This window comes from Helcococcus massiliensis, assembly GCF_900258485.1.
Taxonomy (GTDB): domain Bacteria; phylum Bacillota; class Clostridia; order Tissierellales; family Peptoniphilaceae; genus Helcococcus; species Helcococcus massiliensis.
Genome location: NZ_OGVE01000002.1, coordinates 85,912 through 98,895, shown reverse-complemented (window position 1 = coordinate 98,895; position 12,984 = coordinate 85,912). Strand labels below are relative to the sequence as shown.

Below are 12,984 nucleotides of genomic sequence, written 5' to 3'. Positions count from 1 at the left end.
AATGGCAAGATATAAAGGACCAGTACTTAAGAGAGCAAAAACTTTGGGTGTTGCACCACAAGTACTAGGATATAATAAAAAAACAAATAGAAATCCTAAACAAAGATCTGGTAAATTAAGCGAATACGGCTTACAATTACAAGAAAAACAAAAAGCTAAATTTGTTTATGGTATTCTAGAAAAACAATTTAGAAGATTATATGCTAAGGCTGAAAAAATGTCAGGCATTACTGGTGAAAACTTACTACAATTATTAGAATTAAGATTAGATAATGTTGTTTATAGAATGGGCTTTGCTAAAACAAGAAGCCAAGCAAAACAATTAGTATCACACGGTCATTTCTTAGTAAATGGTAAAAAGGTTGACGTACCTTCATACCAAGTAAGTGCTGGTGATGTAATCACAGTTAGAGAAAAATCTAGAAACAACGGAGTATTTAAAGAAACTGAAGACAAAGTGTGGAATCAAGCACAATGGGTTTCAGTAGATGTTGAAAAATTAGAAGGTAAGGTAAATTCTTTACCAACTAGAGAAGATATCGACTTTGAAATAGATGAACAATTAATCGTTGAGTTGTATTCAAAATAATAGCATAATAGCGTAAAGCACAGGAGGCTAATCCGTGATAGAAAAGCTAAATACTAAAATAGAAATATTAGAATTCGATGAAACAAATAACAAGGGTCGTTTTGTAATCTCTCCATTAGAAAGAGGTTACGGAACAACTCTAGGAAATAGTATGAGAAGGGTACTTCTGTCATCATTACCAGGTAGCGCTATTTCTAGTATAAAATTCGACGAAGGTGTACTTCATGAATTTACTAGTGTAAAAGGAGTTATCGAAGATGTTCCTGAAATTATATTAAATCTTAAGGGTGTAGCTATTAAGAAACTAGTTGAAGATTCAGAACCTATCAACTTGAGGCTTGATGTTAAGGGACCAAAGATTGTTACAGCTGCTGATATAAGTGGTGATGCAAATCTTGAAATAGTTAACAAAGACCACTATATAGCAACTGTTAATGAAGAAGGATCAATTAATCTTGACTTAAAAGTGATAGATGGTACAGGTTACTCTGTAGCTGATCAAAATAAGGAAGAAGATGCTCCAATTGGAGTTATTGCGATAGACTCATCATTTACTCCTGTAAGTAAAGTTAACTACATTGTTGAAAATACAAGAGTAGGACAAGTCATTGATTATGATAAATTAATTTTAGAAGTTACCACAAATGGTACTTTAACACCTCAAGAAGCAGTAGCTAAAGGTGCTGAAATATTAATTAATTACTTAGACTTCTTTACTGAACTACCAAACTTAGAAGAAGTAGTAGAAGTTGAAGAAGACGAAGAAGAAGAAATTAATGAAGAAGAAGAATTACTTTCACTTACACTTGAAGAGCTAGATTTAAGTCTAAGAGCATTCAATTGTCTAAAGAGAGCAGAAATTAACACAGTAGGTGAAATTGTTGCTACTCCACTAGATGAACTTAAGAAGATCAAAAACTTTGGTAAGAAATCATTTACTGAAGTTGTAGAAAAAATTGAAAGCTTAGGATTAGAACTACAATCTTAATGAGATAATTATAGGAGGCAGTATGTCAAATTTAAGAAAATTAGGTAGAAGAACTGACCACCGTACTGCAATGCTAAGAAACCTTGTACAATCAGTATTAGAAAATGGTAGCATCAAAACAACAGTAACAAGAGCTAAAGAAGCTCAAAGAATGACTGACAAGATGATAACATTGGCTAAAAAAGGTGACTTACATTCAAGACGTCAAGCGTTAGCTTACCTATACAATGAAGAAACAGTAGAAAAACTATTTTCTGAATATGGCCCAGAATACAAGGATAGAAATGGTGGATACACCAGAGTTCTAAAACTTGGACCAAGAAGAGGCGATGCTAGTGAAATGGCAATTTTAGAATTAGTTTAATTTGAGTTCTTTTAAAATATTAAATTAGAGATCTAAGGTCTAGAAATTTACTTTCTAGATCTTTTTTATTACTTAAAAAATAAGCTAATGTGGTATAATTGTAAAGAGTCTTTAATAAGGAGATATTATAATGAGTAAATTAAAAAAGATATTAATGACAATTGCTATCCTTTTAGGAATTGTTTATTTATCAGGGTTAGTATATTTTTACTTTTATACTTATCCTAATCTACAGGTAAATGGTAAAGATAAGGCTTTAGTATTAAAAGAAAGTGTATTTGATATAAATCCCGAAACTAATAAGATTACAATCATACCAAAAGATAAAGACAGTTTTGATATAAATGCTAAGGACATTGACTTAGAATTAAATTTAGAAGAAAAACCAGATATAAAAAACATTCCATACCTTTGGCCAATTGAAGTATTTGAAAAACACAATTATGAAGTAAAATACGATGCAAAAATGGATGAAGAAAAGTTGAAAAATATTTTAGATAAGTCCGATTTGTTCAAAAATGTTCAAGAACCACAAGATGCTAGTTTTGAATTTGTTAATGATGAATTAATTATCAAGGAAGAGGTGAATGGAAACCTTATTGATAAGGACAAACTATTTGCTAATGTTAAAGAAGCTATCTCACAAAATGCTGACGAGATTAAATTAGAAGATGAATATATTCTTCCTAAAGTTACTAAGGAAGATAAGGATTTTATAGAAAACTTTAACAAGATCAAAAAAATAGCTGAAAATACTTATAAATTTGATTTTGAAGATAGAGACTGGCAATTAAAGGGAAGTGAATTAATTGCAATGTATGACGAAGAAGGCGGTAAGCTAAATAAAGTTAAATTAAGAAAATATATAGCAGACATAGCCCATGCAACAGATACCTATGCAAAGGAAAGAAAATTTAATGCTACAGATATTGGGGAAATAACTGTGCCTGGTGGTATTTATGGATGGCAAATGAATGTTGACAAGACAATGGATAATCTAATTGCCATGATGGATAAGGGAGAATCAGGTAATGTAGAAATAGTTTATAACCATGAAGGAAATATCAGGAAAAAAGATGATATTGGTGATACTTATATAGAAATAGACATCTCAAGACAAACCTTATGGTTATATAAAAATGGAGAATTAGTGATCAAAGCGCCAGTAGTTACTGGTATGGCTTCTGATAGAAGATTAGCTACACCAGTAGGGGTAAATAAAGTTTGGTCAAGAGAAGAAGACCGTTACTTAAGAGGTACAAACCCAAATGGAAGTAGTTATGAAACTCATGTTCATTACTTCATGCCTATTGGTTGGACTGGATCAGGTATACACGATAGAGTAAATAGGACTGAATTTGGTGGTAATGTATATACTTATAATGGGACATATTCATGTATAGCCATGAATTTGGAAGATACTAAGACAGTATTTGAAAATACACCTTACTTAACACCGGTAGTTACTTATGAGTCTACAACTAATAATTCTCCAACAGAATTTGAGAAACAACAAATGATTAGAGACGGTGAAGCTACAATGGATGCACAATAATGATAGAATTAAAAAATGTAAGATTTAAATATGATGAAGATGGTGAAGATATATTAAAAGGTATAAACCTTAAGATAAATACTGGAGAATTTATCTCTATATTGGGAAAAAATGGTTCAGGAAAATCAACTATTGCTAAATTGTTAAATGCCCAAATATATCCTGAAAGTGGCCAGGTATTGATTGATGGTCAAGATAGTAAGGATTTAGATGTTTGGGAGTTGAGAAGAAAAGTTGGAATGGTATTTCAAAATCCTGATAACCAAATAGTGGCAACCGTGGTGGAAGAGGACGTTGCCTTTGGACCAGAAAACCTAGGGATTGAAAATCCAGAATTAAGACAAAGAGTTGATAAGGCTTTAGAAACAGTAGGAATGGAAAAATTCAAACTTCATGCTCCCCATATGCTATCCGGTGGACAAAAGCAAAGAGTTGCCATAGCAGGAGTTTTAGCTATGGATCCAGACCTTATTGTTTTTGATGAGCCTACCTCTATGCTTGATCCTACAGGTAGGAAAGAAGTTATAGACCATGCTTTGAAGCTAAACAAAGAAGATAAAAAGACTGTTATCAATATAACTCACTTTATGAATGAAGCTGTTCTATCAGACAGAGTAATAGTAATAAATGAAGGACAAGTTGTTTTAAGTGGAAATCCAAAAGAAGTATTTTCTCAAGTAGATAAGATAAAAGAATATGGTTTAGATGTACCTCAAGTAAGCGATTTAGCATTTATGCTGAAAAATAAGGGGATAGATTTGCCAGATGGAATATTAACTATAGAAGAATTGGTAGATAGTTTATGAGTATTGAATTAAAAAATGTAAGATATGACTATGGGCAGGGCAATAAAAGACCTGCCCTAGACAATATTAACTTAAAAATTGATAAAAATGAATTTATAGGGATTATAGGTCATACTGGATCTGGTAAGTCTACACTTACTCAACTTTTCAATGGTTTACTTTATGCAAGTGGTGGGAAAGTTACTGTAGATGGACAAGAAGTATCAGAAGATCATAAGGATAAATTAAAGAAGATAAGACAAAATGTCGGTTTGGTATTTCAATATCCAGAATATCAATTATTTGAAGAAACTATAGCTTTGGATATTGCATTTGGACCTAAAAATCTAGGACTTTCTGAAGAAGAAATTACTAAAAGAGTTAAGGATTCTATGGAAAAAGTTGGCCTATCTTATGAGAAATTTAAGGATGAATCTCCCTTTGAACTTTCAGGTGGTCAAAAAAGAAGAGTAGCCATAGCTTCTATACTTGCTATGAAACCACAATATTTGATTTTAGATGAGCCTACTGCTGGATTAGACCCAGAAGGTCGTGATGAAATTTTAAGTGAAATAAAAAACATCTATGATTCTGAAGATGATATGACGGTTATCATTGTTTCACATTCCATGGAAGATATAGCTAAGGTAGCAAATAGAGTTATAGTTATGAATCAAGGTAAGGTATTTGCTGATGATAGACCAGAAATAATTTACTCTATGGATGAAGAATTAGACAAGATAGGCTTAGACGTGCCGCAAATTACTAGGGCAACAAAGCTGTTAGAAGAAAAAGGTTATAAGTTTTCTAAAACAATTATTACTGTTGAAGAAGCCTACCAAGAGTTGATTGGACAGTTAGGAGATAATCATGAATAATATGACTTTAGGACAATATATACCTGGAGATAGTTTAGTTCATAAACTTGATCCAAGGGTCAAAATTTTACTGGTTATATTTTATATGATATTCCTATTTTTGATTCAGGACTTATTATTCTTCATACCTATGTTTGCTTTTGTACTTTTGGTAGTAAAAGTAGCGAATCTAAACTTTTTTAAGATATTAAAATCTTTAAAATCAATTATATTCATACTAGCTTTTACAACCATCATACATTTATTTGCGACACCAGGTAGAGAACTATACAGTTTTTGGGGATTGACAATTACCTATGAAGGTATAGAAAGAGCTGTATTTATTGGAGTTAGATTAATATTATTAATAATAGGAACCTCCTATTTAACACTTACAACTTCAACAACAAAACTTACAGACGGTTTAGAATCTCTATTTAGTCCATTAAAAATAATAAAATTCCCAGCCCATGAACTTGCTATGATGATTTCAATAGCCTTAAGATTTATCCCAACTTTATTTGATGAGGCTAACAAAATAAGGAAGGCTCAATTGGCTAGGGGAGCTGATTTTGATTCTGGAAATATATTTAAGAAAGCCAAGTCCATGATTCCACTTTTGGTGCCTTTATTTATAAACTCTTTTAGAAGGGCATCAGAATTAGCCATAGCAATGGAAGCAAGAGGTTATAGAGGTTCTGAAGGTAGGACTAGGTTAAATCCTTTAGTTTTAACAAAAAAAGATATTTTCATATTTATTTCAGTTATGGCCTTTTATATAGCAGTAGCGCTTGGAAGTAGATACCTATGAAAAATATAAAGCTTACAATTTCTTTTGATGGAGCTAATTTTCATGGATTTCAAAGGCAAGTTGATAAAAGAACAGTCCAAGAAGAATTAGAAAAGGCCATATATAAAGTTACTAAAGAAAAGGTAAATATAATTCCCTGTGGCAGGACTGACGCAGGTGTTCATGCTTACAAACATATAGTCAATTTTAGGATTGAAACTTCTTTACCAGGGCAGGCTTTCAAATATAAACTAAGAAAGTATATAGCAGATGATATAAAAATTATTGAAGCTGAAGAAGTTGATTATGACTTTCATGCTAGATTTGATGCTAAAAATAAGACTTATAGGTATGTAATAAGTAGGGAAGACTACCCATTCTACAGAAATTATAAAACTTATGTAAAATACGATTTGGATATAAATAAAATAAAAGAAGCTGCCAAAAAACTTGAAGGTCTCCATGATTTTAGAGCCTTTATGAAGTGGTCAGATTATAAGAAGGAAGAAGTCAACAGTGTAAGGTCTATAGATAAGATTGTAATTGTTGAAAATCTAGATGATATATATTTTGAATTCACAGGACAAAGCTTCTTGCATAATCAAATTAGAATCATGTCAGGCTTATTGATTGATATAGGCAGAGGATTTAGGGATATTTCTTATATAGATGAAATATTTGAAGGAAAAGTAACAAGAGCTGCTAAAACTTATGGTCCCCAAGGTTTATATTTAATGGATGTAAGCTACTAAAATACTTGACTTTAAAGCATTATTTTTATATACTATATAAGTATTTGAAAAGAATCTTAATTCTTTTTAAATATCTACGATCCAAATTCGCAGCGTCGATGTGCGAAACAGAAATCGTCGAAGAAACAAGACCGCTACCTCTACAGCGGAGTCTAAATATAGAGGCTAGATATAAAGAGAGAATTAGGAGGAGAAAAAATGAGTACATTTTTTGCAAAACACAATGAAGTTGAGCGTAAATGGTATGTAGTTGATGCTACAGATTTAGTCTTAGGTGACGTTGCTACAAGAGTAGCTGCAATCTTAAGAGGTAAGCATAAAGCAATCTACACACCACACGTAGATACAGGCGATTACGTAATTATAGTAAACGCTGAAAAGATTAGAGTTACAGGTAATAAGGCAAACCAAAAGGTTTACAAACACTATACAGGTTATGCTGATGGTTTAAAAGAAATCCCTTATGCAGAAGTTCTTGAAAAACACCCAGAAAGAATCTTAGAACGTGCTATTAAAGGTATGTTACCAAAGAATTCTTTAGGTAGAAAAATGTTCAAGAAATTAAACGTATATGCTGGTCCAGACCACCCACACGCTGGTCAAAATCCAGAAGTACTAGAGTTTTAATAAGGAGGGATTTAGATGAGTAATCAATATAATGGTACAGGAAGAAGAAAAACTTCAGTAGCAAGAGTTAGATTATTACCAGGTTCAGGTGAATTTTTAGTAAATGGTAAACCACTAAATGAATATTTCAACTATGAAACATTAATTGAATTAGCAAAATCTCCATTAGAATTAGTAGAAAAAGCTGGAGACTTTGACGTTAGAGTTAATGTTAAAGGTGGTGGATTTACAGGACAAGCTGGTGCTGTTAGACACGGTGTAGCCAGAGCCTTAGTAGACTTTGATGAAGAATTAAAGCCAGTTCTAAAAAGAGCAGGTTTCTTAACAAGAGATTCAAGAAAGAAAGAAAGAAAGAAACCAGGTCTAAAGAAGGCAAGAAAATCTTCACAATTTTCAAAGAGATAAAATATTGCAAGATACAACCATTGGAGTTTTGGGTTTATACATTCCAGTGGTTTTTTGTTTTTAAATTTGCTATTAGGTATGATTTGAGGAAAGTCCACATACATTTAGGAGAGGTATATGATGATGGTTTTAAGGATTTGATAAAAACCTACATGACATTTAGGCGTAGTAGATAGTGATGGTTTCAGTGAATTAGTCAAAACCTACATGACATTTAGGCGTAGTAGATAGTGATGGTTTCAATGAATTAGTCAAAACCTACATGATATTTAGACGAGGTAGATAGTGATGGTTTAAGTGATTTGGCCAAAACCTACATGATATTTATGTGTTTTAGATGATGATGGTTTTCGGGATTTAGGCAAAACCTGCATGATAAAATATTAAGTCCCTATTTGCATTATTATTATTTCTATGTTATATTAAAGATAACTTAATAGTTATCTAATTATTAGATACAAATCTGAACAAGCGGTGGGAAACCATGCAGCCGGGCTATAAAAGATTTAGCAGCAGATTGTGATTATGAATTTGGTCGCACTGTGAGACAGTAACAACTGTCTTGTAGTGCGATTTTTTATAAATAATTAGTCTCTATACAAATAATTAGCTAGCTTTAAGTAATATAATAAGGAGGTAAGTATGCTTAAGTATTTATTAAGTAAAAGGCAGGCAAGATTTCTTCTTATTGGTATAGCTTTTACCATAGTAGGATTTATTTTACAAGCTTCGGGTAATGACTTATCAACTTGGATGTTTTATATAGCTATAGTATTTCTAGGGTTTTATGCAACTAAAAATGCTATAGTCGACACATTCAAAGAGAAGAAACCAAATGTAGACTTGTTGATGATATTATCAGCCTTAGGATCTATAATTATCAATTATGAATCTGAAGGTGCTATGTTACTAATCATATTTGCAGCAGCAGAAAACTTAGAAGATTATGTAATGTCTAAATCATCAAAGTCAATAGAAGAACTTATGAAGCAAGTTCCTGAAAATGCAAAATTGATTTTGGATAATGGAACTATTGAACATGTACCAACTTCAAGCTTAGAGATAGGTGATAGGGTTATGGTATCTAGAGGGGACCAAATACCAATCGATGGTTACCTAGATAGGGAAGGTGTTATAAATGAGGCTTCTTTAACAGGAGAATCTTTAGCGGTAACAAAAGAAAAAGGCGAAGAGGTATTTGCAGGTACTATAAATGAAGGTGATTCATTTGTAATTGAAGTAAGTAAGCTAGACAAAGATACTGTATTTTCAAACATAATTAAGATGGTTGACCAAGCTCAAAATAGACCATCAAAAAAACAAAGTATTATTGATAGAATAGAATCAAAATACGTAATTGGTGTACTTATAGCAGTGCCACTATTTATCTTAGGATTAATGTACATACGTGGTTACTCATTTAATGAATCTTTTTACAGAGGAATTGTTCTACTTACAGTTGCTTCTCCTTGTGCCTTGATAGCTTCAGCTACTCCAGCAAGTTTATCAGCCATATCAAATGGGGCTAAAAATGGTATCCTATTTAAAGATGGGAGAGCCATGGAAATATTTGAAGAAGTAGATATTATTGCTACCGATAAAACAGGAACTTTAACTCATGGTGATTTTGAAGTTGTAGAATATGACATTCCAGAGGAATATATAAAAGACCTAGTTATCATGGAGCAAAGTTCAAACCACCCAATAGCCCAAGGTATTGTAAAATATTTTGACCAAGTTGATGTATCTGGCAGTAAACATGAAGATATAGAAGAAATCCCAGGTGTTGGCTTGCAAATGGGTGATTTAATAGTTGGCAATATCAAGAAAAACATGGATTTCTCAGATCCAAAAAATATCTTGGATATTGAAAATGAAGGTAATACTATTTCCCACATAGCTCATGAAAAAGAAATAGTTGGCTACATAGCTCTTGCTGACAAGTTAAGAAGTTCAGCCATACCTGCTATAAAGTCTTTTAAAGATGAAGGAGTTATAGTTGAAATGCTTACTGGTGATAATGACAAGGTAGCAGCTAAGATAGCTGATAAGCTTGGTTTAGAAGCCTACCAAGCTTCAATGTTGCCAGAAGATAAGATGAAATTTATTACTGAAGAACAAGATAAAAATAAAACTGTTGCTATGATAGGCGATGGTATAAATGATGCTCCAGCCCTAGCCAATGCTGATGTTGGTATATCTATGGGGTCTGGTACTTCAATAGCCATGGAATCTTCAGATTTAGTAATAGTTCAAAATGATTTAAATAAGTTATTCCACTCATTTAAATTAAGTCAAAAATTAAATAAAATAATTTATCAAAATATTATATTTTCAATAGGAGTAATTATTATACTAATCACATTAAACCTATTGGGACTATTAGATTTACCTACTGGGGTTGTCTTCCACGAAGGCTCTACTATTTTAGTAATCTTAAATGGTTTAAGGCTTTTAAATTTCAAGTGGCAAAAATAATGGGGTATAATATAAGTGATAAGTTGTTTATTACTCGTAAGAGACAGGTTATCCTGTCTCTTTTTTTATAAGGAGGCTAAATGGATATATTAGTAATCGGTGGTATTGCAGCAGGTGCTTCAGTTGCCAATAAGGCAAAGAGGACGAATCCAGATGCAAACATTACTATAATTGAAAAAGAAAATTATGTATCTTTTGGAGCTTGTGGACTTCCATATTACGTAGGAAGGCAGTTTACAGACTCATCAATTATGTATGCTAGATCAGTTGAAGAAACTGAAGCAAAAGGCATAAATGTATTGTTAAACCATGAGGCGAAAGATATTGATTTTAGTAAGAATAAAGTAAAAGTTTACGACCTCAAAAATAATGAAGAAAAAACACTTAAGTATGATAAATTAGCTATTTGTACAGGAGCTACTCCAAATATTTTTGGTGATGGATCTGATGCTAAAAATATATTTAAGATGACCAAGGAAAGAGATGCAAACAAGCTATTAGAAAAACTAGATGACTATAAAGATATAGTGATAGTTGGAGCTGGTTTCATTGGTCTAGAAATGGCTGATCAATTAGCTGAACTTGGTAAAAAAGTTAAAGTAGTCCATAGAGATTCAAGTGTAATGGAAAATATTTTTGATAATGAAATTAGACAAATGCTTATCAAGGCAGCTGAAGAAAAAGGAGTAGAGTTCTTATTTGAACATTCCTATGAATCATTTGTGACTGAAGATGGTATAGCCAAAGAAATTGTCACAGACAAAGGAAATATAAAATTAGACTGTGCTATATTAGCCCTAGGCTTTAAGCCTAATACATCATTTATCAAGGATGAAAGTCTAAAGAAACTTAAAAATGGAGCTATCATTATAGATAAAACTGGTAAAACTTCTATAGATAATGTCTATGCAGCAGGTGATTGTGCTAGTGTTTACCATCAAATATTAGGTCAAGATTTTTATTCAGCCTTAGCTACCTATGCGAATAAAATGGGTAGACTAGTCGGGGAGAATATTGTATCTAATAATCAAAAAGAATATATTGGAGCCTTGGGTGCATCATCTATAAAAATAGGAGACTATGGAGCAGCTTCAGTTGGATTGACTGAAGACAAGGCTAAAGATATGAATTTAGCATATAAAACAAGCTTCATTAAATCAAAAAATCAAAGTGGATACATTAAAGGCCAAGAAGATATTTATATTAAATTAATATATTTAGAAGATTCCAAAAAAATCATTGGTGGACAAATATTTGGTAAAAAGGGAGCTGTGGAAAGGTCTACAGCACTTGTAGTAGCTATCCACAAGGAAGTTACTGTAGAAGAATTAGCCTTTATGGACTTCCCTTATTCACCAGGATTTGCACCAACATGGGATCCATTAAATATAGCAGGAAGCGCATCAAAATAGGAGGAATTATGGAAAAAGAATATTTAGAAGAAATAGAATTAAGCGAAGAGGATGAAATTATACTAGATTTACTAGACTACTTGGATGATTCAGTATCAATGTATCATTCAACACTAGCTACAAAAGAAAGATTAGAAGAAAATGGATTTAAAGAATTAAAGTTAGAAGAAAATTGGGAGTTAAAGTCTGGAGACAAGTATTATTTAATAGTAAATAATTCAACCGTTATAGCCTTTGTAGTAGGAAAAGATAAAAAATCCGGATTTAGAATAGTTGGTGCCCACACAGATTCTCCTACCTTTAAAATTAAAGAAAATCCAACCATTAAAAAGGAAGGATACCTACAATTAAATACAGAAGTATATGGTGGCCCTTTACTAAATACCTGGTATGATAGACCTCTATCGATTGCAGGAAGAGTATTTATAAAAGGCGAAAGTGCTCATAAACCAAGAGTTGAGCTATTTAATGTTGATGAAGATTTATTGACCATACCTTCATTAGCTATCCATATGCAATCTATGGAAGAAAGAAAGGGACAAGCACCAAACCCACAAAACCACTTACTTCCAATTTTAGGCTTAGGTGATGATTTTGATATAAATGATTTGATTACAGAATATTTAGATGTCAATAAAGAAGATATTTTATGCCATGATTTATTCCTATATAACAGAGAGCCAGCCAACATATTTGGTAATAATGCTGAATTTTTCCAATCTGGAAAGATTGATAACTTAGGAATGATGCATGCTGGATTGACAGCCTTACTACAAGCAGAAGAATCAGACAACACACAAATTTTTGTTGGTTTTGACAATGAAGAAATAGGTTCTTCAACCCTTCAAGGGGCTGCTTCAGCAATGTTTAGAGATGTTCTAAAGAAAATTTCATTATCTTTAGGCAATGAAGAAGTAGATTTTATCAATCAAATATATGAATCATATATGATATCTGCTGACCAAGCTCATGCTATACATCCAAACTATTTAGAAAAATCAGATCCTACTAATAAACCAAAATTAAACCAAGGACCTGTGATAAAAGATTCTGCAAGAAAATCTTATGCTACAGATGGATTTGGAAGGGCGGTTTTAGAAGGCATAGCTAAAGAAAATGATATATCATTACAATATTTTCATAATAGGTCTGACATGCGTGGTGGATCAACTATTGGTGCCATTATAGAAACAAATACAGGTATAAGAAATATTGATATAGGTAATCCAATGTTGGCCATGCATTCAGCTAGAGAAATGGCTGGAATTCAAGATCAAATCGATATGATTAAATTGATGAAAGGATTTTTTGAAGCTGAGTAATTAATCTAAAAATATTTATCATATTTAATAATTAATTCTTATGTGATATACTGAAAATGA

At 32.0% G+C, this 12,984-nt stretch carries 13 protein-coding genes; all 13 read left to right on the top strand.

All coding sequences use genetic code 11. The features are described from left to right. Position 1: 1 nt before the first annotated feature. The 13 genes from rpsD to C4Q29_RS02075 all read left to right on the top strand — a co-directional run bounded on the left by rpsD (position 2) and on the right by C4Q29_RS02075 (position 12,924). Positions 2–589, top strand: a complete 588-nt coding sequence (gene rpsD, locus C4Q29_RS02135; RefSeq protein ID WP_103981188.1) for a 30S ribosomal protein S4 — start codon at positions 2–4, stop codon at positions 587–589. Positions 590–623: 34 nt separating this feature from the next. Then, a complete protein-coding gene (locus C4Q29_RS02130; protein WP_103981187.1) occupies positions 624–1,577 on the top strand; it encodes a DNA-directed RNA polymerase subunit alpha in 954 nt (317 codons plus the stop codon). Between the two features lie 22 nt (positions 1,578–1,599). Beyond that, positions 1,600–1,941 carry a 50S ribosomal protein L17 gene (gene rplQ, locus C4Q29_RS02125; RefSeq protein WP_103981186.1) on the top strand — a complete coding sequence of 114 codons (342 nt, stop codon included), beginning with the start codon at positions 1,600–1,602 and terminating at the stop codon, positions 1,939–1,941. 130 nt (positions 1,942–2,071) lie between these two features. Beyond that, positions 2,072–3,496 carry a L,D-transpeptidase family protein gene (locus C4Q29_RS02120; protein ID WP_103981185.1) on the top strand — a complete coding sequence of 475 codons (1,425 nt, stop codon included), beginning with the start codon at positions 2,072–2,074 and terminating at the stop codon, positions 3,494–3,496. Continuing rightward, positions 3,496–4,302 carry an energy-coupling factor transporter ATPase gene (locus tag C4Q29_RS02115; RefSeq protein ID WP_103981184.1) on the top strand — a complete coding sequence of 269 codons (807 nt, stop codon included), beginning with the start codon at positions 3,496–3,498 and terminating at the stop codon, positions 4,300–4,302. The genes C4Q29_RS02120 and C4Q29_RS02115 overlap by 1 nt, the downstream gene beginning before the upstream one ends. After that, positions 4,299–5,159, top strand: coding sequence for an energy-coupling factor transporter ATPase (locus tag C4Q29_RS02110; protein WP_103981183.1), 861 nt, complete (start codon positions 4,299–4,301; stop codon positions 5,157–5,159). The genes C4Q29_RS02115 and C4Q29_RS02110 overlap by 4 nt, the downstream gene beginning before the upstream one ends. Then, positions 5,152–5,949 (top strand): energy-coupling factor transporter transmembrane component T family protein, encoded by a 798-nt coding sequence (locus C4Q29_RS02105; RefSeq protein WP_103981182.1) that lies wholly within the window; start codon positions 5,152–5,154, stop codon positions 5,947–5,949. Before C4Q29_RS02110 ends, C4Q29_RS02105 begins: the two co-directional genes overlap by 8 nt. Then, positions 5,946–6,680 carry a tRNA pseudouridine(38-40) synthase TruA gene (gene truA / locus C4Q29_RS02100; RefSeq protein WP_103981181.1) on the top strand — a complete coding sequence of 245 codons (735 nt, stop codon included), beginning with the start codon at positions 5,946–5,948 and terminating at the stop codon, positions 6,678–6,680. Before C4Q29_RS02105 ends, truA begins: the two co-directional genes overlap by 4 nt. 198 nt (positions 6,681–6,878) lie before the next feature. Continuing rightward, positions 6,879–7,307 (top strand): 50S ribosomal protein L13, encoded by a 429-nt coding sequence (gene rplM, locus C4Q29_RS02095; RefSeq protein ID WP_103981180.1) that lies wholly within the window; start codon positions 6,879–6,881, stop codon positions 7,305–7,307. Between the two features lie 15 nt (positions 7,308–7,322). After that, entirely contained in the window at positions 7,323–7,712 is a 390-nt protein-coding gene (rpsI, locus tag C4Q29_RS02090) for a 30S ribosomal protein S9 (protein ID WP_103981179.1), read from the top strand. A 642-nt stretch (positions 7,713–8,354) separates the two neighbouring features. After that, positions 8,355–10,190, top strand: coding sequence for a heavy metal translocating P-type ATPase (locus tag C4Q29_RS02085; RefSeq protein WP_103981178.1), 1,836 nt, complete (start codon positions 8,355–8,357; stop codon positions 10,188–10,190). An 80-nt stretch (positions 10,191–10,270) separates the two neighbouring features. Further along, on the top strand, positions 10,271–11,602 hold the full coding sequence (locus C4Q29_RS02080) for a CoA-disulfide reductase (RefSeq protein ID WP_103981177.1): 1,332 nt from the start codon (positions 10,271–10,273) through the stop codon (positions 11,600–11,602). A gap of 8 nt (positions 11,603–11,610) precedes the next feature. After that, entirely contained in the window at positions 11,611–12,924 is a 1,314-nt protein-coding gene (locus C4Q29_RS02075) for a M18 family aminopeptidase (protein WP_103981176.1), read from the top strand. Positions 12,925–12,984 lie beyond the last annotated feature (60 nt).

Excerpts from the sequence above, each read along its gene's own strand:
- rplM (WP_103981180.1), top strand. The coding sequence starts at position 6,879 with ATGAGTACATTTTTTGCAAAACACAATGAAGTTGAGCGTAAATGGTAT.
- C4Q29_RS02085 (WP_103981178.1), top strand. The coding sequence starts at position 8,355 with ATGCTTAAGTATTTATTAAGTAAAAGGCAGGCAAGATTTCTTCTTATT.
- C4Q29_RS02105 (WP_103981182.1), top strand. The coding sequence starts at position 5,152 with ATGAATAATATGACTTTAGGACAATATATACCTGGAGATAGTTTAGTT.
- rpsI (WP_103981179.1), top strand. The coding sequence starts at position 7,323 with ATGAGTAATCAATATAATGGTACAGGAAGAAGAAAAACTTCAGTAGCA.
- truA (WP_103981181.1), top strand. The coding sequence starts at position 5,946 with ATGAAAAATATAAAGCTTACAATTTCTTTTGATGGAGCTAATTTTCAT.
- C4Q29_RS02115 (WP_103981184.1), top strand. The coding sequence starts at position 3,496 with ATGATAGAATTAAAAAATGTAAGATTTAAATATGATGAAGATGGTGAA.
- C4Q29_RS02120 (WP_103981185.1), top strand. The coding sequence starts at position 2,072 with ATGAGTAAATTAAAAAAGATATTAATGACAATTGCTATCCTTTTAGGA.
- rpsD (WP_103981188.1), top strand. The coding sequence starts at position 2 with ATGGCAAGATATAAAGGACCAGTACTTAAGAGAGCAAAAACTTTGGGT.
- rplQ (WP_103981186.1), top strand. The coding sequence starts at position 1,600 with ATGTCAAATTTAAGAAAATTAGGTAGAAGAACTGACCACCGTACTGCA.
- C4Q29_RS02075 (WP_103981176.1), top strand. The coding sequence starts at position 11,611 with ATGGAAAAAGAATATTTAGAAGAAATAGAATTAAGCGAAGAGGATGAA.
- C4Q29_RS02110 (WP_103981183.1), top strand. The coding sequence starts at position 4,299 with ATGAGTATTGAATTAAAAAATGTAAGATATGACTATGGGCAGGGCAAT.
- C4Q29_RS02080 (WP_103981177.1), top strand. The coding sequence starts at position 10,271 with ATGGATATATTAGTAATCGGTGGTATTGCAGCAGGTGCTTCAGTTGCC.